Genomic DNA, 19,712 nt, shown 5'->3' on the forward strand with positions numbered 1-19,712 from the left:
CACTAGTAAAGAATTATTTTTGTTCGGTGTAAAGGATAGTATAAGGAAAACTTTTCGTCTTGATGATCACTGAGAGCAAGGATAGTATTACATTGTGTGTTTAGACACACCAGGAGGCAACAAAAATGGAAAACGGTAAAGTAAAATGGTTTAACAGCGAAAAAGGTTTCGGATTCATCGAGCGCGAAGGTGGAGACGATGTATTCGTTCATTTCTCAGCTATCCAAGGCGAAGGTTTCAAAACTTTAGAAGAAGGTCAATCAGTGACTTTCGATGTTGAGCAAGGACAACGCGGACCTCAAGCAGCTAACGTTCGTAAAGCTTAATTAAACCAAAAGCAAAACAGGCTCTGTAAAGAGTCTGTTTTTTTATATATAAAAAAAGAACCCTACTCAGAATGAATAGGGTCATGAAAACAGTAAATCAAATGGTAAACCAAGTGTATCATATAATCTTGAAATTACCTAGTTTTTTTGGAAATTTGTTAATAAGTGCACTCATGAGTGTTATTTTTATTGCGTTAAAGCGTTAATTTCTTAATCTTCCTTATTTTAGAAAAATTTGATAAAATAAATCTTCGTCAGACTAAATATTTTTACCAGTAATGAACGGTTCATGATTTTGATCTGTTTAGGGGAGGTCATATGAAGGTTTTTTTAGAGCTGGGCTGGTTTTTTAAACAAGAAAAAAAAGCTTACATATCAGGGGTTTCCATTTTACTATTGGTAGCTTTGCTACAGCTGGTTCCGCCCAAAGTCATCGGAATAGTTGCTGACCATATTAATGAAGGGACGATGACGAATGGACTGCTTACGGAGTGGGTTTTTGTGCTTGCTGCTGTCGGCATTGCTACATACATCCTAAGATACTATTGGCGGGTCATGATTTTCGGGTCCTCAGTAAAGCTTAGCAAAATTTTAAGAAATCGTTTATATCATCATTTTACAAAAATGTCCCCTGCCTTTTATCAAAAAAGCAGGATTGGAGATTTAATGGCACATGCTACCAATGACCTTCAAGCCATTCAGCAGACAGCAGGGGCGGGGGTTTTGACTTTAGTAGACTCCTTGTCAACCGGCGGTTTTGTTATTCTGACCATGGCCTTTACAATCAGCTGGAAATTAACGCTCATTTGTTTAATTCCGCTCCCATTTATGGCGGTGCTGACAAGCTGGTTTGGGACCATGCTGCACAGAAGCTTTCATAAAGCACAGGAAGCTTTTTCATCCTTAAATGATAAAACGCAGGAAAGTATAACTGGAATAAAGGTCATCAAGACATTTGGTCAGGAACAAGAGGATATTGAAGATTTCAGAAAACAATCAGATGATGTCGTTCAGAAAAATATCGTCGTCGCCAAAATCGATTCCCTCTACGATCCAACAATCTCCATCATCGTCGGAATTTCCTTTTTCCTATCCATTGTATTCGGTGCAAAGTATGTGTTGAATGGCGAGTTAACGATTGGTCAATTAATATCTTTTACTACTTATTTAGGTTTATTAATCTGGCCGATGCTGGCATTTGGATGGCTTTTTAATATTGTGGAGCGCGGCCGGGCTTCCTATGACCGTGTTGCAAAGCTCCTTGGCGAAAAGGTTGAAATTGCCGACCAAGAACAAGCAGCAGAAATGGTACCATGTGGTGATGTAGAGTATCGAATTCATGAATTTACCTATCCGGGCGAATTGCAGCCAATTCTTAAAGATATTCAGTTTAGATTAAACAAAGGGGAAACTTTGGGGATCGTTGGAAAAACCGGCGCCGGAAAAACAACACTATTAAAACTCTTGATTCGCGAGTTTGAAGGCTATCAAGGAATAATCCTGTTTGGCGACGCGTCTCTACAGGAGTATAAACTGGAAAAATTAAGAGAAGCCATAGGTTATGTACCGCAGGATCATTTCTTATTCTCTGCTACAGTCGCCGAAAACATTGCCTTCACGAATCCGTCAGCGGACCGTGAAGAAATCGAATATGCAGCGAAATTAGCGAATATCCATGAAGACATTCTCCAGTTTACAGACGGATATAGGACAATCGTCGGTGAGCGGGGAGTGTCGTTATCAGGCGGGCAAAAGCAGCGAATTTCGATTGCTCGGGCACTTCTGATGAATCCAGAACTGCTGGTGCTGGATGATTCCTTATCAGCCGTTGATGCTAAAACGGAGGAAGCGATCCTTTCGGCGCTTAAGGAAAATCGTGAAGGGAAGACAACCATCATTACGTCCCATCGATTAAGCGCCATTGCGCATGCCAACCTCATCCTGGTTTTAGAAGACGGAGAAATCATTGAACGAGGCACACATGAGGAATTGATGGAGCATAACGGCTGGTATAAGGAAATGTATTTACACCAGCAGCTAGAAGAGCTGGTTGAGCATGGGGGACATTAATATGGAAGAAAAAGTTCAATTATCAGAACGCGAACAAAGAAACGTCTTATTCCGTCTCCTTTCCTATACAAAACCGCATAAAAAAACGATTACGCTTGCCTTCGTTCTTCTGTTGTTAACAACAGTGGGGGATATAGTCCTGCCGATTCTCGTCAAAATCTTCCTTGACGATTATTTGACACCAGGGAATCTGGAGTTTAAGCCCTTATTGCTGCTTGGCTCCTTGTATATGGGAATCCAGATCGTGAAAGCGATTCTCTTGTTCTTTCAATTGGTTAAATTTCAGGAGATTGCCCTATATATCATCCAGCAGCTCAGAATCGATGTTTTTTCAAAAGTGCAGGGATTGGGATTGAACTATTTTGATAAAACACCGGCAGGGAGCATTGTTTCAAGGGTTACCAATGATACAGAAGCGATTAAAGACATGTTTGTCACGGTGCTGGCAACCTTTATTCAGAGCGGGTTTTTGCTTTTTGGTATTTTCACAGCCATGTTTATCTTAAATGTGAAGCTAGCCTTGCTATGTGTCATCATCATTCCGATTCTTATTTTTGTGATGGCCTTATATCGAAAGATGAGTTCGCGTTTTTATTTGGAGATGCGAGAGCGGTTAAGCCAGTTGAATGCGAAATTAAACGAATCGCTGCAGGGGATGGCGATTATTCAGGTCTTTCGCCAGGAAAAACGCCTTCGCAGTGAATTTGGTGAAATCAATGAGCAGCACTATAAGGCGGGGATGAAAAATATAAAAATAGACGGCTTGTTGTTAAGGCCTGCTATTGATTTAATTTATATTTTTGCCTTAATTATCGTTTTAAGTTACTTTGGGATTACTTCCTTTGATACTAGTGTGAAAATTGGTGTCATATACGCATTTATCAATTATCTGGATCGTTTCTTTGAACCGGTGAATCAGATGATGATGCGCCTATCATTATATCAGCAGGCGATAGTGGCTGGCTCACGGGTATTTAAATTGCTCGATGAAGGCACCTTGGCACCAGCCCAAAAGGAGGAAAGTGCCAGCCAGATTGAAAAAGGGAAAGTAGAATTTAAGAATGTGAGTTTTTCCTATGACGGAAAACGGGATGTCTTAAAAGATATTTCCTTTGCCGCTAATCCAGGGGAGACGGTTGCATTAGTCGGTCATACGGGAAGCGGGAAAAGCTCCATCATTAATTTGATGATGCGATTTTATGAATTTGAACGTGGTGAAATCTTAGTCGATGGGGAATCTATCCGCAACTATTCAAAGGTTGAAATACGCAAGAAGCTTGGCTTAGTCCTTCAGGACCCATTTTTGTTTTACGGAACGGTGAAGGATAATATTCGTCTTCATAATACTGACTTGATTGACGAGCAAATTGAAGAGGCTGCAAGGTTTGTTCAGGCTAATACGTTTATTGAAAAGCTTGAGGATGGCTATCAGCATAAGGTGGTTGAGCGAGGTGCTACTTTCTCAAGTGGTCAGCGGCAGTTAATTGCATTTGCAAGAACGATTGCGGCAAATCCGAAAATTTTGGTTCTTGACGAGGCCACTGCCAATATTGATACAGAGACGGAAGAAGCGATCCAGACGGCCTTGGCAAAAATGCGTAAAGGCAGGACTACAATCGCAATTGCCCATCGTCTATCAACGATTCAGGATGCCGATTTAATCCTAGTTCTGCATCAAGGCGAAATTGTAGAGCGGGGGAACCATCAGGAACTTTTGGCGCTAAGGGGACTCTATCATAAAATGTTCCTGTTGCAAAACGGGATGGTAGAAAAAATAGAGGATGTCATCAACTAGAAGGTTTAACAAATAAAAGAAGCCTGGGCTGCCAGGCTTCTTCATTTGTATGTTTATTGAGCAACATACGAGGATGGGACTTTATCTATATATGCTCTATTATATTCATTTATTAAGTGGTCAAGCTCCTGACTGTAACGAATGGCAATAGAAGAGGTTAAGCCGTTTTTGGTCGCAACTTTATAAAGTTCAGCACGCTTTTTTTCAATTAAAGTAACAATATCTTGTTTAACCACGGCTGATATCCTTTCTGGAAAGATCCTAAAATTTTACTTAAAGGTCTGACTTCTAAACTATTAAATAGAAACTATTTTACTAGTATAACCTAAGTTGTAAATTATTTCAAAGATAATTTGTAAATAAATATCCATCTATAATTTCGATATTTGTTTAGCTCAATGATGGACACAAAATATTCATGATAATCATTATCTTTTAGCCTAAAGTTTTGTTAGAATGGAAGGGTATCGACTATAGTGGGAGTGTTAATATGGCAGATGTAAATTTATTTTTAGCGCTGGGGGCAGGTTTTTTAAGCTTCATTTCTCCATGCTGCTTACCGCTTTATCCTGCGTTCTTGTCATATATTACGGGGATGTCAGTGGGTGAATTAAAAAGCGAAAATGCGATGTTGTCGAAACGGAGCCTTTTACATACATTATTTTTCCTGATTGGTTTTTCCGTTATTTTTATTGCCATAGGTTTTGGGACATCATTTGTTGGCAGCTTCTTTCAGGAATACAAGGATTTAATAAGGCAGCTAGGCGCCATATTTATCGTTTTCTTCGGTTTAGTGATTGTCGGTATTTTAAATCCAGAATTTTTGATGAAGGATCGCCGGTTTGAATTTAAAAACCGTCCATCCGGTTATATTGGCTCGATTTTAATTGGGATGGCGTTCGCAGCAGGATGGACTCCTTGTACCGGTCCGATTCTGTCATCGGTTATTCTGCTTGCCGCGTCCAATCCAGGTTCAGGCGTTTTATACATGACGGCCTATTCGCTTGGCTTTGCGATTCCGTTCTTCATTTTATCATTCTTTGTCGGCCGGATGAATTGGATCAAGAAACACAGTGCTAAAATTATGAAAATAGGCGGCTCCTTAATGATTGTCATGGGGGTTATGCTTTTCTTTGATTGGATGACAAAAATTATTCAAATCGTATCGCCGCTTTTCGGCGGGTTTACAGGATTCTAATGACTTCATGAAACCATTTTTGATTACGTTAAAAATGGTTTCCTTTTTTTGTATAGGTTTCCTTGTGCATTTAATCTTTCCACGAGGATAACAGTAAAAATCTTTATCCATTTTCATAAATATGAAGTATAATGGGAAAGTAAATTATAGGGTAAGGAATGAATCCAATGAATTACGTTGTTCTTTCAACTATCGGCGCTGTTTTTATGGGCCTTTTTGCATTCTTTGTGCGGATGAAAGCTGCCGCAAAGCCAACCAATGTGAAAAAAATTATCTTACCGCCAGTATTTATGTCGAGCGGGGCATTAATGTATGTAGTTCCGCAATTCAGATTAACGCCAATTGAAATACTCGAGGCAGTGGTGGTGGGGATGTTTTTCTCGATATTCCTCATTAAAACATCGAAGTTCGAGATTCGTGACAATGATATTTATTTGAAGAGGTCAAAAGCGTTTGTATTTATATTAGTTGGACTCCTTTTAATTCGTATTGTATTAAAATCCATTCTAAGCAGCACAATTGATGTGGGCCAACTCAGCGGTATGTTCTTCCTGCTAGCGTTTAGCATGATAGTGCCTTGGCGTGTTGCGATGTATCGGTCTTATAAGAAGCTTTATACAGAGTTGCATGGGATAAAATAGTTGTAATTTATGGAACACTGGCTTTTAAGGGCCAGTGTTTTTCTATTTTAATAGAGGTTAGCGTGCCTGAAAAGGGTGAGGAGGCGAAGGAAAGGTCACGTAGAAGGGTTCTTCGTGTCCGAAAAGATAAATGTGGTCGGAAATGATTACATATAAACAAAAAAACCGTTCTTAAGAACGGCCTAAAATAAATGCTCATATGGAGCAACATCAATTTTATTCTCAAATAGCTTTTTCCGTAAAAACTTGTGATCCCGTTTAGGAGTAGCTTGTATATAGCCGCGGATGACCAATTCTTCAGTTATCCTTGGAGCCTTTTCATTAAGGGCAATTTCGCCAATTTTCCCCGCAATTTTGTGCCGTGCTACATCACGGAATAATTCCGGAACAGGGCTGACTAAATCCTCAAGCAAAGCTTTTTCATCAGGTCCCCATAAATGGCGGGATTCATTAACGTAATGCTCCTCCCAATCCATATCAGACTTGCCATCTTCTTTTGGCATCTTTTTTAAGAACTTTCGAAACATAAAATATCCACCAATAGAAAATGATCCTATTAAAAAGAAAGTCCAAAAAAGGATAAACCACAAAAACCAACCTTGAAGTTGAAGCATGTTATTTCACCTACATAAACGTTATATTCAACTTTCATTATAGTCGGTTTTTAAGGGAATTGACAAGTTATCATAAAACGCGGAAAATGGAAAAGTCTATTTGATAAGGTATTTGTTATTGTTCCTTCAATTAAAAAAGTTGTCGAAAAAATGACAATGAGGTTCAATTTATTGATTAATACTATATTTCAATGTAATATAGTGTTACTAACAAGGTAATTAAATAGAATTACTTATATTACGGGGATGGATGGGGTACTGGTGTCCCCCACAGTCTTCAAAACTGCTTGAGACCTGCGTGCCAGGTCTGGTGGGTTCGATTCCCACGCAGTCCCGCCAACTCAACGTTTTTAGGAAAGACCTCCACGGTCTAACAATAGAAAAACCTCCACGGTCTCCTACCCAAAAATACGAGTATTTTATGGGACGGAATGACGAGACCGTGTGTGTCCAAAGCCTTCAAATTTACACAATTTGGAGGTTTTTATTATTATGTTAAGAAAAGGAAAACGAAAATTTTCACGGTCGGAAGTCCGAGAGACAACCGTCGAGGCTTACACAATGACCGAAATGTTTGAGAAATTCATGTGGGCAAAGAAGACGGAAGGTTTGGCTCCGAGGACAATTGAGGAGTATTACCTACACTTTGACTGGCTGCTCCGTTTTCTCGGAGGAGACCTCATGAAGAACGAAATGACAAACGAGCCTTTTCAAGAATGGGTTCTTTACATGAGAGAGGAGCAAGGACTCAAGCCGAACACGGTCAATATTAGGATCAGAACCATGAGAGCTTTCCTCCGTTGGTGCTACATGGAGAAACTCATTGACATTCCAATTCACGAGAAGTTCAAGCCAATGAAGACCGAGCAAGACACCATTGAAAGTTTCACTCCCACGGAGGTCAAAGCAATTTTAAACTCGTTCGACACAAAGACTTTTGTTGGGTTCCGTGACAAAGTCATGGTCATGGTCTTGTTGGACTCCATGTGCCGAATTGGAGAACTATTGAACATGAAACGCTCTTTGGTCGACTTGAAGGCTGGAATTATTAAATTAGAGGCAATGAACACGAAAACAAGGAAAGCTCGTGAGGTTCCTATTTCAAACAAGACCACCAAGGTTTTGAAGGAATACATGGAGGAGTCCGAGGACTTCGGTTCCGAGTTCTTGTTCGTTACATACGATGGACGGCAAATTGAAGGAAACACATGGAGGACTCGGTTGAGAGAAGTTGGGGAATTGGCAGGAATAAAACACAAACGAGTTTCTCCACATACGTTCCGACACACTGGAGCCTTGTTTTATATCATGAACGGAGGAGACCCATTCTCACTCCAAAAGATACTCGGTCACACTGACATGAGCATGACTCGACGATATATCCAAATGACCAACATTGACGTGAGGAAACAACATAATGTATTTAGTCCACTGAAGAATATTTTTTAGGAGAGTATAATTTGAAAACTGTTTTTATTGCAATTCATTATCTTTCCCTTGAGTATAAGAACAAAGTCTTACAACAAGGGGAGTTTAAGTTATATAAAGGAAAGACAAGGGAAGAAGCTGCTCTCGGTTTCTGGAGACAAATACAAAAGGAGTCTCCTCGAACATTGGAGCTTGTGAAAATAACTTGTGATGGTGAGGACATAACCGAGTTAGTGAAGAATTTACTGGGGAGCTAAACGGCTCCCTTTTTACATTTAATTACCACAAAGAACAAAAAGGCTCTCATGGTACAATTATCATGAGGTGTTTTTATGTTCATATCTCCTATGTTATTACACAAGTCCGCACGTCCTTTTGACGACGATTCATATATAACTGAGCTAAAGCTCGACGGTTTCAGAACTATCTGGACCAAATTTGACAATAAAGTTAGAATTTACACTCGACACAATAACGAGATTACTTCCAAGTTTCCAGAGCTGCTCAACCTTCCTGTCGAAAATGGAACCGTCCTTGACGGAGAAATTGTTGTGACTGATCAACAAGGAAGGCCAGACTTTGAAGCCGTCATGGAACGGTTCATGTCAAAGAGGTCTGGTCATGAAATTTCTTTTTCGGTTTTTGACATTCTCTATTTCAACGGTGAAAAGATTACGGGTTTACCATTGTTGGAACGGAAAGAAATTCTTGAGGAAGCAATTGAGGAAGACACTCCGTTGTTAAACAAAGTTAAGTGGATTGAAGGGAACGCTGAACAATATTTTGAGCTAATAAAGCAACACGACTTAGAAGGAATTGTCCAGAAACGAGTTGATTCAACTTATCAGATAAATAAACGCTCACACGACTGGTTGAAAGTGATTAATTACAAGTATGAGAATGTTTATGTTTCTGGGTTAAGGAAAGACGAATTTGGGTTGTTGCTCAACTTTGAAAATGGAGATTACGCTGGACTCATGGAGTTCATGGCTCCGCATGGTCGAAAAGAGTTCTATAACCAATTCAGAGACTTTATCGTTGAGGAAAACGAAAAATTTATATATCTCAATCCAAAACTCAAAGCAAAGGTGAAATATAGGAACCTTACCAAAAAAGGTCTCCTCCGCATTCCGAGCTTTGTTGAATGGATAAGCTGATAAAAGAGTGGCTGAAAAAAGTCACTCTTTTTTTTTTTTGAAAAAATTCTAATTCTTTTCACAATTAAGTCAGTTTATGTCGATAAATAGGTTCATAATTTAAGAAAAGGAGGTGAGTGAATGAGCCGTTTGGTATTAATGGAAGTAGCTATGAGAGAGCAATTGCCTGATCTTTATGATATTTATTTTGGTGGACAAGTGCTTCTTCATTATAACGACGATATTCCTTTTATTGTTGTAGCAACTACACCAAATATGGGGAAAGTGGCAGCTCTTGAATTATTAAGTGGTTGTAAGGCATTTAAAGCCTATCACAAACACTTATTTGGAAATGAAGTAAAATCCTTTGTAACAGACCATAAAAAATTTAACAAGATAAATGACTGGTGGCGCTATTTTCACCCTCGTGGTATTTACAGATAAAGATAAAAAGGTTTAAGATAAATTACATACTAAGAAAACCATTTAGGTGATACATAATGAAATGTGAATGTGGTGGAATTTTGTCCGTTATACGAGTTGAGGACTACCCAGAAAACATAAAAGATAAAATCAACTATGACCGACTTTGCGACGTTGAATGTCTCTCGTGCGGAAAAGTTTATTACAGTCAACCTTACGACTTTGGAAAAAGCCTAAACAAAGTAAAAAGACTAACTTATGAATAGACCTTTAAACAATGGGTCTATTTTTTTTTTCTTTTTTCAAGTTTTGGCTTTTATTATAAAATCAGCGATTTTTTCAAGGGTGACTTCCATATCCTTCTTAAGTTCATGTTCCCAAACCCTTAATATATTCCAACCTTTGTTTTTATAATACTCTGTTACTTCCTTATCCCTTTCGACATTCCTGTTAAGTTTCTTTTCCCAAAATTCAACATTAGAACTAGGTTTAGTTCCGTGTATGGGACATGAATGCCAATAGCATGAGTCGAGAAAAATGACTATTTTATGCTTTTTTATCGCTATATCAGGATTGCCCATAAGTTTTTTAACATTTTTTCTGAACCTAAAACCTCTTTTCCATAATTCCTTGGTAACTAGATTTTCTAACGAGGTGCCTTTAGAACGAATTGCTTTCATATTTTTAGAGCGTTGTTCTTTGGTAAATATATCAGTCATGATAAACACCTCGGTTTAATGTCATGATTATTATTATAAACGTAAGGCAAAATAAAAAAAGCTTTGGTATTATGTTACCCAATTGTTTGTTATAATATATTTTTAGTCCATTCGACAATATTTTTGGTAGAATAGTAATAGAAACATAAATAAGGGTGATGAAATGAGATATTCAGAAATAAGAGAAAGACTTGGGCTTCCTGGCTTTGGACAATATGACGAAACCCTTGCTTATATTACACATTATCTTCAAAATTTGGGGCATGAAGCTGCAAACAGCTATGAAAATGTTGCAGTAAACCACATAGATGGATTTGATATAAACAACATTACTTGGGATATTCCATTTCCTCCACCAGAGAACCCAGCCTTTACTTTTATAGATTTATTTGCTGGTATTGGTGGTACAAGATTAGCTTTTCAGAGTCTAGGTGGAAAGTGTTTGTTTAGTTCTGAATGGGACAAATACGCACAAAAAACATATGAACTAAACTATGGAGAAGTTCCTTTTGGGGATATAACTCAAATTGATGAAAATATGATACCTGACCATGATGTCTTAGTTGCTGGTTTTCCATGCCAAGCCTTTTCAATTGCTGGACGTCGTGGCGGTTTTGAGGACACAAGGGGAACTTTATTTTTTGACGTAGCAAGAATAATTCGAGCAAAAAGACCAAGAGCATTTTTCTTAGAAAATGTAAAAGGACTTGCTAATCATGACCGTGGAAGGACACTTCAAGTAATCCTAAATACTTTACGAGAAGATTTAGGGTACTTTGTTCCAGACCCACAAATTATGAATGCAGTAGATTTTGGTGTACCACAAAATAGAGAAAGAGTATTTATAGTTGGTTTTAGACCTGATACAGGAATTACTGAGTTTTCTTATCCAGAACCAACTGGTACCGACATTAGGTTCATAGATATTCGTGAAGAAGAACCAGTGTCCGTTAAATATTATCTTTCTACAGTATATATTCAAACATTACGAGACCATAAGGCAAGACATGAAGCAAAAGGAAACGGTTTTGGCTATAATATTATCCCTGACGACGGTATAGCTGGGGCACTGGTTGTTGGTGGAATGGGTCGTGAAAGAAACCTTGTGATTGATAACAGATTAACCGACTTCACACCAGTTACACATATTAAAGGTGAGGTTAATCGAGAAGGCATACGAAAAATGACACCAAGAGAATGGGCAAGACTTCAAGGATTTCCAGATACGTTTAGAATTGAAGTTTCCGACGTTCAAGCTTATAAACAATTTGGAAACTCCGTTGCAGTTCCTGCTGTGCGAGCAACAGCTAATAGAGTTATTAATTCGATTCTCGTAGGGGTGTAACTATGGCTAAAGAGCTTAACAAGGGGGAATGGAGTGAGGCGTACACGCTAATGAAATTATTAGCAGACGGAAAACTCTATGCCGCAGATTCGGACTTAAATAAAATAAATAATATCTACTATCCTTTAATTAAAATTTTAAGGACAGAGCTATTAAATAGCATTACAACTAATTATGAGTATCTTTGTGAAAGTAGTACAAACATAAGAATAGTGGACGGAGATACAGGTAATACAATAATTAATATCCCTGTCCAGGATTTTAAAGATAATACTTTAAAATTATTTCAAGATATTGTAAAAGGTAAGGGTCGTACTTTTCCAGTGAGCCAGGAGATTGAAGATTTCCTTGCAAAATTAAAAATCACAAAGAAAAGCGAACGATCAGATAAGAAAAGGGATATTACAATAGTTGTGCATGATATTATAACTGGGTTCAAACCAACATTGGGATTTAGTATCAAGTCTCAAATTGGTAAAGCTGCAACTTTGTTAAATGCTTCAGGGGCTACACATTTTATCTATAAATTTGAGGGTTCAAAAACACTCACTCAAGCAGATATAGACCTCGTTAATTCAAATAGTGCTATAAAAGATAGGATTAAGGCAATGAGTGACGATGGGTTTGAAATAAAGTATGTAGAACCACAAAACACTACATTTAAGTTAAACTTACAAATGATTGACAGCAGTTTTCCAGAAGTAATTTCTCAAATGCTGTTATACTATTATCAAGGAATTACTGGGTCAAGTATGGAAAAAATTGTTGAGAAACTTGAGGTTGATAATCCTTGTAATTACAATTTGAGTGGAAATCACCCATTTTACAGGTACAAAATAAAAAACTTCCTCATAGACGTGTCTTTAGGATTAATGCCAAGTGAGGTTTGGAATGGCATTTATGACGCAAATGGCGGTTATATAATTGTTAGAGCAGACGGAGAACTTGTTTGTTACCATATTTATAATCGAGATCAGTTCCAGGAATTCCTCTTGAAGAACACAAGATTAGAACAAGGGGATAGAGGTAAACATAAATTTGGGACTGTTTACGAGGAAAATGGCGAATACAAGATAAAGCTTAACCTACAAATTCGATTTAAATAATTTACGGAAAATAATAAAGCCCTTCTCTATGAGTTGGGCTTTTTTGCTGGAGATTAATTTCCATACGCTTTATTCTCGAACATTTCTAAAATAGCCCTTCCTTGCTCGTCTTCTTTCTTTCCACGTTCATAAATTAAGCATTCAGACTCTCCGTTTACCATTAAGATAACTCTAAAACCGTCTATATACATTAACTCATAATCTTCGTATTCCATTACATAAACGGTAACGTCAACTTCATTACCGTTAGTTTGCTTACAACTAAATGACTCATCTCGTAAAATACCATTTTCAAATATTTTAATAAATAAATTTATGTCCAAGTCAACCATTCCGCAACCTCCAAACCCAATTTATTTCACCATAGCACTATTGTATAACAAAAACACCAAATATTTCTATTTAGTAATCAAAGTTAGAGTATTAGTCCTCATTTGGAGATTTAAGCACTCTGGCTGCAAATTTTAGATTCTTAGCAGAGTTTTTTCGCTTGGAGGCTTACAAGGTCACAGAGCAAAAAATTCGTTTTAGAAGCTGAAAATGAAAGTCGGTCACAATCCTCTAACCGGCTCGTTGGAAGGAAATGAGAGGAGGAGAATGTTAATGAATTACAAAGTTGGAGACCGAGTCATTGTGTCACTTAATTTCTGGGGTCTAGTTGAGTTAGAGGGAACTATTTTCTACATTGACAATCAAAACCTTTATAACCATGAGTTCCCTCCAATTCAAGTGGAGCTTGACGAACCTTGGACGGAACACGGACAACGAATGATCAGAGTGAGTTTAAAGGAGATTGAGAAGGAGGAACCAAATGAGTAAATTCATGAACAAAGTTGTCATTCCATTGGCTTGTTACATTGGAGCCTATTTAATCATGGACATGAGTCTTGGAAAAGAAATTGCTGTTGGCTCTCTTTTCCTAGCTGGAGCCTTTTTCTCATTTGTGGTTGGTGAAAGGTCGTGAAGAAAATGAAAACTATTGGCTCCATGACCAATTCAAGAGGAACGTGGGAACGAAAGCCAATGACCCAAGTTGTTCCAAATAAAAAAGCCTATTCACGGAAGAAAAAATACAAGGAGAGAATGGAAGAGTAAAAAGAGAAAGAACCTAGAAATAGGTTCTTTTCCTTAGTATATTACTTTGATTTATAAAAAACTTTTGTTTTCTACATATAACCTCATAAATTCGTCTGCAAATTTTTTTACAAAATCTCGGTCAAGTGCAGTTGCCCAGGTTTCATCATTGCTTCTTGCATTTGCACTCCAGTTATATGAGCCATGCATTACATATTCCAAGTCAATTATACAGAATTTATCATGAAACATATTTTTACCTATTCGTGACACCTGAACAACGTCAAAATTACTTTTCAAATTTCCAATTAAATATCTATTGGAATCTTCATCAGAAGTAATGATACGTACATTCACACCCTCTTCTTTTCTTAAGACTAACTCATTAAATATTTCTTTATCTGTAAACCAAGCGACAGCAATCCATATCGTATATTTTGCATTACGAATACCTTGGATTATCGTATCTTTAATTTCATCAAAAACAACGTCATGTTCGACATTATCTTCATTTTCAAGCTCAACTGGTTTTGGTTTTATATTTAAACCCGCGAAGTCATATTCGTCTGTTTCTATGTATATTTCAGCTGCCAACTTTTCAAACTGACTTTGTAACTCCCTTGCAACTTTTAACATAGGCACTGGTACTCTTAAGTCTATATACTCCCAAGATTGCCATGACTTGCGAGTGAAATTACTTGTTTTCTTAAATGTAATTATTGAATTTCTCAAAATACCAAGTAGCTTATCTTTATTGTCATAATCGTCATGTTTTACTGTTTCTATCATTGTTTTTAAAAATCGTTGTTCGTCCATTTTATCCTCCTAAAATGATTAACTTTTGTTGTTATTATTATTCGACAAATTACGTTTGATTTCCTACGTCAATAACTAAAATGGTAGAGTCGATTTGACACTAATAATTTTAAATGTCATATCAATGGTGTCAATTTGATACCATAAAACCAAATCAATGGTGTCAAGTTGACACTTACTAAAGAAATATATGTTACTAAAGAAAATATAAATATATAGTCATTGATCAGACTTTCAACATTTCAACGTTGAAGGTCTTTTTTATTTATATTGACATTGGTTGTGACAAGTATATTTACACCGAACTATATAGTGAATAAGTCACTTTGTGTGACTTGTTCTAAAAGATTAAGAGGAGGAAGAACGAATGGACGCTAACGTTATTATTGACAATCTCATTGAACGAATTGGAGTTCTTATAAAGGAAAATGCTTTTTTAACGGCAAAGGTTCACCAATATGAGAACGACTTGAAGAACGCAATTAAAGAAATTGAGGAGGACGAGTAATAATGATGAATGAACGAGTGAAAGAACTTTTAGACTACTTGAATGTATTGAGTCAAGTTCAAGGTTCTGGACATTACGTCAACGAGGAAATCAAAGAGGTTGTCAAGGAGATTAGAATTGAGCTTGGACTTGAGAAGAAAAAGCAAGACACTTTGAAGGAGTCTCGTCGTTTAGTGTTTGAGGCTAAACTTGGACGGAAAGCAACGTTCCGACAAATGAATGTCTTTGAGGCTGCTTTTGGTTCATTTGAGCCTAAAATTGTAGTTCCGTTCTTTACCACGGAAGACGCTGAAGTCGACTTTGCTGTTACCGTTTTAAAACAAATGAAAGCACCAGTGAAATTTGAGTTCTCGCAGCTCGACGACAAAGTGAATTGTTTAGTGGTGAGACGATAATGAAAAATAAATTTATTTTGGAGTTTGACGAAGTTCCAGCTCTTATTTTTGTGTCGCTTGACGGAAGAAACGAGAGCCTCTACATTGACGGAAAACTTGTTGAAGGTTGGACTGGAATTGATATTTATTCGGACATTGACGACGTTACTCGTTACGAACTTCGTAAACTTGCTAGGAGAGTGAGTAAATGAGTCTTTTGCTCCTCGGTCTGATCATTCCGACGGTCTTTTGTTTTGTGGTTCACTTTTTTGTGAGGCCAGTCGTGAAATATTTGTATTTTCGCTATGAGCCAATAATGTTTCATTACAAATTTAAACTCCTGTGTAGGCTCCGAAAAGTTAGGAAAAAGTTCATGGAAAGTTGACCTTTTTCTCCTAGTTTTTTGACCGGCTTTTGTCCTTGTCGTGTCACATTGAATTTTCCCTATATTATAGAAGAAAATCGGAAAGGAGGAATTTGTTGTGTCACAATGGTTTGTCAAAACTTCGCTGACGGAAACTCAGAGACGTGTCGCTCAAATACTCGCAACAAACGACATTGAGAAGAAAACAATTGCCCAGATAGCAGAAGAAGTTGGAGTCTCACCAAGAACCATTTACCGTTGGAAACAAGACCCAGAGTTTATCCAATTTCAAAACATGGTGGCAGAAATAGCAATGGAGGACTTTGTTGCCGAGGCTTATGCTAAACTACGGACTCTCATGAGAGAAGGACGCTCGGAACGTACACAATTAGAGGCTCTACGAATGATACTTCAAAACCGTGGTAAATTACAAGACAAAGAGGTTCATATTCTCAAGGAAGAAAAGACTATTTCTCAAGAGGAAAGAGAAAGAAGAATCATTGAAATGGAACGTGAACTTCTTGAGGATTAAACTTGAATGTAACAAAATACAGATTGTGTTACATGAGAAATGTTGATAAATCAACGTTTCAATAAAAAAGTGTCGGCTGCTCCTCCGTTGTGTTACATTCGGACTCAAAAACTGGACCAAAAAAGTTCATTCTGATCAAGAAAAAGTCCTCAATTTGAAGGTCAAGGAAAAGAACTTGACACCCTACATGGTGGGGAGTGGGGAGGTCTTTCGTCTCCGTCTCTCGTCTACAATTTCCATACAAAATTTTTATAAGTTGGGTCATTGAGTGTAACAATAGACAAAAAAGGAGCCTCCTTTGTAAAATAAAAAATAATAACAATAGGAGGAGCTTTGTATGAAACATTTATTGTTACTTGGTGTTATTGTCCTTGGTCTCCTCGGTGGTTGCTCAAGCGAACAACAACCAAAGAAAGTGGAGCCAACAAAAGAAGTCGTCAAGGTCGAGGAGGTCAACCCACTTGAGAAAGCCTTGAAGAAATTCAAGCACGTCAAAATTGAAGAAGTGTCCGACAACCGTGAAACGACAGGTCAAATTTCCGTGGTCGTCAAGTTGGACGAAAGTATTGGAGAAGGTTCTCAAGTCGCCAACGTTATTCAACGATCAGACGACTTTGTTAAAGCCTTGGACAAGAAACCTAAAACGCTCACGGTTGGAACTATGTATAAAGGCCAGAGAGTTTTTCAATTCACTAAAAACGTTGAGACTGGAGAAATCAAGGTCGAAAAGTCTACTCCATACATTGACGAATACTTGAAGAAAACAAAAACATTATAAGTCACACTCCAGTTCAAACCTCGTTGGGTTAAGTGTAAAGTTTCAAATCATTTGAAACAAAACACTTCAAACTCAAGGAGGTTTTTTAATGGAGTTCACACAAAAATACTTTGTTCAAGCCAATGGTCTTTGGGTCACTCATTCTTGGTCAATGCTCGGAAAGGTCCAGCTCTCCACCAAGAGAGAAGACGTTGAAGAAGTCATTCCTCAAAAAGAAATAGATTGGTTGAAGACCCAGTTCTCCGACGTGAAGGTCTACGAGTTGGCTCTCAAGGAAGTGAGCCAGTAATGGACAAAGTCGAAGAACTTGAGAAAAAGGTCGCTCAATTGGAAGACACCGTCAAGTTTCTTACCGAGCAGCTACTCAAGGAACGGCTCCAAAGAAGACGGCTTGAATGGAAACTACTTGACGAAGAACAATTCGACCACTTTGAATGAGTGGTCTTCTCTTTTTATTTAATCAGAAAAGGAGGTTCAAAGAATGATTGAGAAAATTACGTCGCTCGAAGAACTACAAAAGAAATATGAGGCTATTCCTTTCCGAAAGCCAGTCAAAGGTGACCTCGTTTATGTGGCTAGTATTCAAGCCGTGTGTACGGTCATTCACGTCGAAGGAACCGTTGTCCGTGTTGAGTCTGGTCCACAAGGAAGTGGTCTCACAATGACGCTGCCGCCAAGTTATTACAAGTTAGTAGAGACGAAGAAAAAGTCTAAGAAATAATTTCAAAATTGGTCACAACCTCTTTGGGTTCTCGTTGGTTCGAGTGTGAACAACGAAACTCAAGGAGGTTTTTCTATGGTAAAAGTTTTTGAGGCTTTTTCGGGAATTGGTACACAACGAATGGCTTTGAGAAATATCGGAGTAAATCACGAGGTTGTTGGTATCTCCGAAATTGACCCAGAGGCAATCAAGTCCTATATGGCTATACATGGGGAGACACGGAACTTCGGAGACATTTCCAAGGTTTCCGTCGAGGACATTCCAAACCATGACCTTTTCACATATTCTTTTCCTTGCCAAGACATTTCTCTCGCTGGGAAAAAGGCTGGGTTGGAGGAAGGTTCCAACACTCGCTCCTCACTACTTTGGGAGTGCCAAAGAGTAATTGAAAACAAGAAACCAAACTTCCTATTGTTGGAGAATGTGAAGAACCTTGTTGGAAAGAAGAACCTTGGCTCCTTCATGAAATGGTTGGATTGGTTAAAGGCTCAAGGTTACCACACGGAGTGGAGTGTGGAGAACGCTCTTGAGTTCGGAGTCGGTCAAAACCGTGAGAGAGTGTTTGCCGTTTCAATCCTTGGTGGCTCCAAGAAGGACTTCTCCTTTGAAGAACTCAAGAGAAGACCTTACCTTCCGTTAAAGGCTTACCTTGAAGACGACGCTCTTGTTGATCAGAAATACTTCAAGACGAAGGAGCAGCTTGAGAAGTTTGAAACTTGGAAGTCATTCCAAAACCCACTTGAAAGAATTGTTGGTCGTGAGTCCCACTCCCCAACACTCACGGCTCGTGGAGCAGGTCTCAACCATAGTGGTCAAATTCTAATTTCCACGGCTCCACATAACATGAACCTTCGAGGTCGTCTCAACGAGGTTGACCTTGAAGCTCTCAAAATTCGGAACATTACACCGAGAGAGGCTTGGAGGTTGACTGGTTGCTCCGACGAGGACTTTGAAAAGGCTCAAGCCGTGAACCCACAAGACAAATTCCTTTATAAACAAGTGGGGAACGCTATTGTGGTTGACGTGTTGGAGGCTATTTTTGAAAGACTATTGAAATAGATTACTAAATTACGAAAACGAGGAATGTCAATTGAGACCTTCCTTTTTTCATGCAAACAAAAAGACCTCTTGACCTTAAATCAAGAAGTCTTCGAGTGCCTCGTCCATTGTGTCTTGGTTTATTCCAATGTATCGGAGAGTAATGGACGGAGCCGAGTGGTTGAACATTTCTTGGAGCATTGCCACGTCCTTGTGTTTCTTATAGAACCAATATCCGAAGGTTTTTCTCAATGTGTGTGTTCCAATCTCGTCGAGACCAACTTCACGAGCTGCCTCGTTCAATACTCGGTAGGCTTGTATTCGGCTGATCGGTTTGTCGCCTTTACGACTTGGGAACAACCAAGCCTCTCCGTCCATTCCGTGAGTGTATAGTCCAATGATATTTTGAAGGCTCTTGTTGAGGAGGAACCGTTTAGACTTTCCAGTTTTCTTCTCGATAATGGTCAAGTGGCTCTTGCCTCGAATGTCCTTGACCTTGAGGTTTAGAAGGTCGGAAATACGACAACCAACGTTAATTCCAAGAGTGAACATGAATGAGTCTCTTGGGGAAAGAGTTTCTTTCATTTCTTGAATTTTTTGTGGGTCACGAATTGGTTGAACAAATTCCATACTTACCAAGCTCCTTTGTTAATTACGTTATTTCTTAATTAAATAATACACTGTGTTACATTCGCTGGTCAATTAC

Annotated in this window: 28 protein-coding genes and 1 tRNA gene; 23 read left to right on the top strand and 6 right to left on the bottom strand. The window is 38.3% G+C overall.

Going from position 1 to position 19,712, the window contains the following annotated elements:
* Window positions 1-125: 125 nt before the first annotated feature.
* The 3 genes from ACZ5AE_RS10315 (at window position 126) to ACZ5AE_RS10325 (ending at window position 4,191) form a co-directional block, all read left to right on the top strand.
* Window positions 126-326: a cold-shock protein gene (locus ACZ5AE_RS10315; RefSeq protein WP_464571935.1), complete on the top strand. Its 201-nt coding sequence runs from the start codon at window positions 126-128 to the stop codon at window positions 324-326.
* A 318-nt stretch (window positions 327-644) separates the two neighbouring features.
* Window positions 645-2,396, top strand: a complete 1,752-nt coding sequence (locus tag ACZ5AE_RS10320; protein ID WP_464571937.1) for an ABC transporter transmembrane domain-containing protein — start codon at window positions 645-647, stop codon at window positions 2,394-2,396.
* Window position 2,397: 1 nt separating this feature from the next.
* Window positions 2,398-4,191: an ABC transporter ATP-binding protein gene (locus ACZ5AE_RS10325; protein ID WP_464571939.1), complete on the top strand. Its 1,794-nt coding sequence runs from the start codon at window positions 2,398-2,400 to the stop codon at window positions 4,189-4,191.
* Window positions 4,192-4,244: 53 nt separating this feature from the next.
* Here ACZ5AE_RS10325 and ACZ5AE_RS10330 read toward each other — a convergent pair whose 3' ends face one another.
* Window positions 4,245-4,427, bottom strand: a complete 183-nt coding sequence (locus tag ACZ5AE_RS10330; protein ID WP_464571941.1) for a Spo0E family sporulation regulatory protein-aspartic acid phosphatase — start codon at window positions 4,425-4,427, stop codon at window positions 4,245-4,247.
* 254 nt (window positions 4,428-4,681) lie between these two features.
* Here ACZ5AE_RS10330 and ACZ5AE_RS10335 point away from each other — a divergent pair, with 254 nt between their 5' ends.
* Both ACZ5AE_RS10335 and ACZ5AE_RS10340 read left to right on the top strand, forming a co-directional pair.
* A complete protein-coding gene (locus tag ACZ5AE_RS10335) occupies window positions 4,682-5,389 on the top strand; it encodes a cytochrome c biogenesis CcdA family protein (RefSeq protein ID WP_464571943.1) in 708 nt (235 codons plus the stop codon).
* A 167-nt stretch (window positions 5,390-5,556) separates the two neighbouring features.
* Complete coding sequence (locus tag ACZ5AE_RS10340) at window positions 5,557-6,030, top strand: CcdC family protein (RefSeq protein ID WP_464571945.1); 474 nt, start codon at window positions 5,557-5,559, stop codon at window positions 6,028-6,030.
* A 182-nt stretch (window positions 6,031-6,212) separates the two neighbouring features.
* Here ACZ5AE_RS10340 and ACZ5AE_RS10345 read toward each other — a convergent pair whose 3' ends face one another.
* Window positions 6,213-6,644 carry a DUF2621 domain-containing protein gene (locus tag ACZ5AE_RS10345; RefSeq protein ID WP_464571947.1) on the bottom strand — a complete coding sequence of 144 codons (432 nt, stop codon included), beginning with the start codon at window positions 6,642-6,644 and terminating at the stop codon, window positions 6,213-6,215.
* Window positions 6,645-6,887: 243 nt separating this feature from the next.
* Here ACZ5AE_RS10345 and ACZ5AE_RS10350 point away from each other — a divergent pair.
* The 5 genes from ACZ5AE_RS10350 (at window position 6,888) to ACZ5AE_RS10370 (ending at window position 9,652) form a co-directional block, all read left to right on the top strand.
* Window positions 6,888-6,983 (top strand) — tRNA-Sec (locus ACZ5AE_RS10350).
* 153 nt (window positions 6,984-7,136) lie between these two features.
* Entirely contained in the window at window positions 7,137-8,093 is a 957-nt protein-coding gene (locus tag ACZ5AE_RS10355; RefSeq protein ID WP_464571949.1) for a tyrosine-type recombinase/integrase, read from the top strand.
* Between the two features lie 11 nt (window positions 8,094-8,104).
* Entirely contained in the window at window positions 8,105-8,329 is a 225-nt protein-coding gene (locus ACZ5AE_RS10360; protein WP_464571951.1) for a hypothetical protein, read from the top strand.
* Between the two features lie 75 nt (window positions 8,330-8,404).
* Window positions 8,405-9,229, top strand: a complete 825-nt coding sequence (locus ACZ5AE_RS10365) for an ATP-dependent DNA ligase (protein WP_464571953.1) — start codon at window positions 8,405-8,407, stop codon at window positions 9,227-9,229.
* Between the two features lie 120 nt (window positions 9,230-9,349).
* The gene (locus ACZ5AE_RS10370; protein ID WP_464571955.1) at window positions 9,350-9,652 is read left to right on the top strand and encodes a hypothetical protein; all 303 of its coding nucleotides are present in this window, start codon (window positions 9,350-9,352) and stop codon (window positions 9,650-9,652) included.
* 281 nt (window positions 9,653-9,933) lie between these two features.
* Here ACZ5AE_RS10370 and ACZ5AE_RS10375 read toward each other — a convergent pair whose 3' ends face one another.
* The gene (locus ACZ5AE_RS10375; RefSeq protein ID WP_464571957.1) at window positions 9,934-10,350 is read right to left on the bottom strand and encodes a very short patch repair endonuclease; all 417 of its coding nucleotides are present in this window, start codon (window positions 10,348-10,350) and stop codon (window positions 9,934-9,936) included.
* A gap of 163 nt (window positions 10,351-10,513) precedes the next feature.
* Between ACZ5AE_RS10375 and ACZ5AE_RS10380 the strand changes: the two genes are divergently transcribed.
* The gene (locus ACZ5AE_RS10380; protein ID WP_464571959.1) at window positions 10,514-11,695 is read left to right on the top strand and encodes a DNA cytosine methyltransferase; all 1,182 of its coding nucleotides are present in this window, start codon (window positions 10,514-10,516) and stop codon (window positions 11,693-11,695) included.
* 2 nt (window positions 11,696-11,697) lie between these two features.
* Window positions 11,698-12,801, top strand: coding sequence for an HpaII family restriction endonuclease (locus tag ACZ5AE_RS10385; RefSeq protein ID WP_464571961.1), 1,104 nt, complete (start codon window positions 11,698-11,700; stop codon window positions 12,799-12,801).
* Window positions 12,802-12,854: 53 nt separating this feature from the next.
* Here ACZ5AE_RS10385 and ACZ5AE_RS10390 read toward each other — a convergent pair whose 3' ends face one another.
* The gene (locus tag ACZ5AE_RS10390; protein ID WP_464571963.1) at window positions 12,855-13,133 is read right to left on the bottom strand and encodes a hypothetical protein; all 279 of its coding nucleotides are present in this window, start codon (window positions 13,131-13,133) and stop codon (window positions 12,855-12,857) included.
* A gap of 271 nt (window positions 13,134-13,404) precedes the next feature.
* Here ACZ5AE_RS10390 and ACZ5AE_RS10395 point away from each other — a divergent pair, with 271 nt between their 5' ends.
* Together ACZ5AE_RS10395 and ACZ5AE_RS10400 are read left to right on the top strand one after the other, a co-directional pair.
* Entirely contained in the window at window positions 13,405-13,620 is a 216-nt protein-coding gene (locus tag ACZ5AE_RS10395; RefSeq protein ID WP_464571965.1) for a hypothetical protein, read from the top strand.
* Window positions 13,613-13,765: a hypothetical protein gene (locus ACZ5AE_RS10400; RefSeq protein ID WP_464571967.1), complete on the top strand. Its 153-nt coding sequence runs from the start codon at window positions 13,613-13,615 to the stop codon at window positions 13,763-13,765. The genes ACZ5AE_RS10395 and ACZ5AE_RS10400 overlap by 8 nt, the downstream gene beginning before the upstream one ends.
* A gap of 182 nt (window positions 13,766-13,947) precedes the next feature.
* On the opposite strand, the gene ACZ5AE_RS10405 is transcribed toward ACZ5AE_RS10400, so the two are convergent.
* Complete coding sequence (locus tag ACZ5AE_RS10405) at window positions 13,948-14,691, bottom strand: phospholipase D-like domain-containing protein (protein WP_464571969.1); 744 nt, start codon at window positions 14,689-14,691, stop codon at window positions 13,948-13,950.
* Window positions 14,692-15,058: 367 nt separating this feature from the next.
* On the opposite strand from ACZ5AE_RS10405, the gene ACZ5AE_RS10410 reads away from it, so the two are divergent.
* The 9 genes from ACZ5AE_RS10410 (at window position 15,059) to ACZ5AE_RS10450 (ending at window position 19,027) form a co-directional block, all read left to right on the top strand.
* Window positions 15,059-15,199 (top strand): hypothetical protein, encoded by a 141-nt coding sequence (locus ACZ5AE_RS10410; protein ID WP_464571971.1) that lies wholly within the window; start codon window positions 15,059-15,061, stop codon window positions 15,197-15,199.
* A 2-nt stretch (window positions 15,200-15,201) separates the two neighbouring features.
* Window positions 15,202-15,594 (top strand): hypothetical protein, encoded by a 393-nt coding sequence (locus ACZ5AE_RS10415; RefSeq protein ID WP_464571973.1) that lies wholly within the window; start codon window positions 15,202-15,204, stop codon window positions 15,592-15,594.
* Entirely contained in the window at window positions 15,594-15,785 is a 192-nt protein-coding gene (locus ACZ5AE_RS10420) for a hypothetical protein (RefSeq protein WP_464571975.1), read from the top strand. The genes ACZ5AE_RS10415 and ACZ5AE_RS10420 overlap by 1 nt, the downstream gene beginning before the upstream one ends.
* Window positions 15,786-16,055: 270 nt before the next feature.
* Complete coding sequence (locus ACZ5AE_RS10425) at window positions 16,056-16,469, top strand: phBC6A51 family helix-turn-helix protein (protein ID WP_464571977.1); 414 nt, start codon at window positions 16,056-16,058, stop codon at window positions 16,467-16,469.
* Between the two features lie 337 nt (window positions 16,470-16,806).
* Complete coding sequence (locus ACZ5AE_RS10430) at window positions 16,807-17,247, top strand: hypothetical protein (RefSeq protein WP_464571979.1); 441 nt, start codon at window positions 16,807-16,809, stop codon at window positions 17,245-17,247.
* Window positions 17,248-17,335: 88 nt separating this feature from the next.
* A complete protein-coding gene (locus ACZ5AE_RS10435; RefSeq protein ID WP_464571981.1) occupies window positions 17,336-17,536 on the top strand; it encodes a hypothetical protein in 201 nt (66 codons plus the stop codon).
* Window positions 17,536-17,685 carry a hypothetical protein gene (locus ACZ5AE_RS10440; RefSeq protein ID WP_464571983.1) on the top strand — a complete coding sequence of 50 codons (150 nt, stop codon included), beginning with the start codon at window positions 17,536-17,538 and terminating at the stop codon, window positions 17,683-17,685. The genes ACZ5AE_RS10435 and ACZ5AE_RS10440 overlap by 1 nt, the downstream gene beginning before the upstream one ends.
* Window positions 17,686-17,728: 43 nt before the next feature.
* Entirely contained in the window at window positions 17,729-17,968 is a 240-nt protein-coding gene (locus tag ACZ5AE_RS10445) for a hypothetical protein (RefSeq protein ID WP_464571985.1), read from the top strand.
* Between the two features lie 75 nt (window positions 17,969-18,043).
* Entirely contained in the window at window positions 18,044-19,027 is a 984-nt protein-coding gene (locus ACZ5AE_RS10450; protein ID WP_464571987.1) for a DNA cytosine methyltransferase, read from the top strand.
* Window positions 19,028-19,102: 75 nt separating this feature from the next.
* Here ACZ5AE_RS10450 and ACZ5AE_RS10455 read toward each other — a convergent pair whose 3' ends face one another.
* Window positions 19,103-19,636 carry a site-specific integrase gene (locus tag ACZ5AE_RS10455; RefSeq protein WP_464571989.1) on the bottom strand — a complete coding sequence of 178 codons (534 nt, stop codon included), beginning with the start codon at window positions 19,634-19,636 and terminating at the stop codon, window positions 19,103-19,105.
* Window positions 19,637-19,712: the final 76 nt, after the last annotated feature.

This window comes from Neobacillus sp. S1227, assembly GCF_055385255.1.

Coding starts and splice junctions, on each gene's coding strand:
- ACZ5AE_RS10315 (WP_464571935.1), top strand. CDS start 126: ATGGAAAACGGTAAAGTAAAATGGTTTAACAGCGAAAAAGGTTTCGGA.
- ACZ5AE_RS10320 (WP_464571937.1), top strand. CDS start 645: ATGAAGGTTTTTTTAGAGCTGGGCTGGTTTTTTAAACAAGAAAAAAAA.
- ACZ5AE_RS10325 (WP_464571939.1), top strand. CDS start 2,398: ATGGAAGAAAAAGTTCAATTATCAGAACGCGAACAAAGAAACGTCTTA.
- ACZ5AE_RS10335 (WP_464571943.1), top strand. CDS start 4,682: ATGGCAGATGTAAATTTATTTTTAGCGCTGGGGGCAGGTTTTTTAAGC.
- ACZ5AE_RS10340 (WP_464571945.1), top strand. CDS start 5,557: ATGAATTACGTTGTTCTTTCAACTATCGGCGCTGTTTTTATGGGCCTT.
- ACZ5AE_RS10345 (WP_464571947.1), bottom strand. CDS start 6,644: ATGCTTCAACTTCAAGGTTGGTTTTTGTGGTTTATCCTTTTTTGGACT.
- ACZ5AE_RS10355 (WP_464571949.1), top strand. CDS start 7,137: ATGTTAAGAAAAGGAAAACGAAAATTTTCACGGTCGGAAGTCCGAGAG.
- ACZ5AE_RS10365 (WP_464571953.1), top strand. CDS start 8,405: ATGTTCATATCTCCTATGTTATTACACAAGTCCGCACGTCCTTTTGAC.
- ACZ5AE_RS10370 (WP_464571955.1), top strand. CDS start 9,350: ATGAGCCGTTTGGTATTAATGGAAGTAGCTATGAGAGAGCAATTGCCT.
- ACZ5AE_RS10375 (WP_464571957.1), bottom strand. CDS start 10,350: ATGACTGATATATTTACCAAAGAACAACGCTCTAAAAATATGAAAGCA.
- ACZ5AE_RS10380 (WP_464571959.1), top strand. CDS start 10,514: ATGAGATATTCAGAAATAAGAGAAAGACTTGGGCTTCCTGGCTTTGGA.
- ACZ5AE_RS10385 (WP_464571961.1), top strand. CDS start 11,698: ATGGCTAAAGAGCTTAACAAGGGGGAATGGAGTGAGGCGTACACGCTA.
- ACZ5AE_RS10390 (WP_464571963.1), bottom strand. CDS start 13,133: ATGGTTGACTTGGACATAAATTTATTTATTAAAATATTTGAAAATGGT.
- ACZ5AE_RS10395 (WP_464571965.1), top strand. CDS start 13,405: ATGAATTACAAAGTTGGAGACCGAGTCATTGTGTCACTTAATTTCTGG.
- ACZ5AE_RS10400 (WP_464571967.1), top strand. CDS start 13,613: ATGAGTAAATTCATGAACAAAGTTGTCATTCCATTGGCTTGTTACATT.
- ACZ5AE_RS10405 (WP_464571969.1), bottom strand. CDS start 14,691: ATGGACGAACAACGATTTTTAAAAACAATGATAGAAACAGTAAAACAT.
- ACZ5AE_RS10410 (WP_464571971.1), top strand. CDS start 15,059: ATGGACGCTAACGTTATTATTGACAATCTCATTGAACGAATTGGAGTT.
- ACZ5AE_RS10415 (WP_464571973.1), top strand. CDS start 15,202: ATGATGAATGAACGAGTGAAAGAACTTTTAGACTACTTGAATGTATTG.
- ACZ5AE_RS10420 (WP_464571975.1), top strand. CDS start 15,594: ATGAAAAATAAATTTATTTTGGAGTTTGACGAAGTTCCAGCTCTTATT.
- ACZ5AE_RS10430 (WP_464571979.1), top strand. CDS start 16,807: ATGAAACATTTATTGTTACTTGGTGTTATTGTCCTTGGTCTCCTCGGT.
- ACZ5AE_RS10435 (WP_464571981.1), top strand. CDS start 17,336: ATGGAGTTCACACAAAAATACTTTGTTCAAGCCAATGGTCTTTGGGTC.
- ACZ5AE_RS10440 (WP_464571983.1), top strand. CDS start 17,536: ATGGACAAAGTCGAAGAACTTGAGAAAAAGGTCGCTCAATTGGAAGAC.
- ACZ5AE_RS10445 (WP_464571985.1), top strand. CDS start 17,729: ATGATTGAGAAAATTACGTCGCTCGAAGAACTACAAAAGAAATATGAG.
- ACZ5AE_RS10450 (WP_464571987.1), top strand. CDS start 18,044: ATGGTAAAAGTTTTTGAGGCTTTTTCGGGAATTGGTACACAACGAATG.
- ACZ5AE_RS10455 (WP_464571989.1), bottom strand. CDS start 19,636: ATGGAATTTGTTCAACCAATTCGTGACCCACAAAAAATTCAAGAAATG.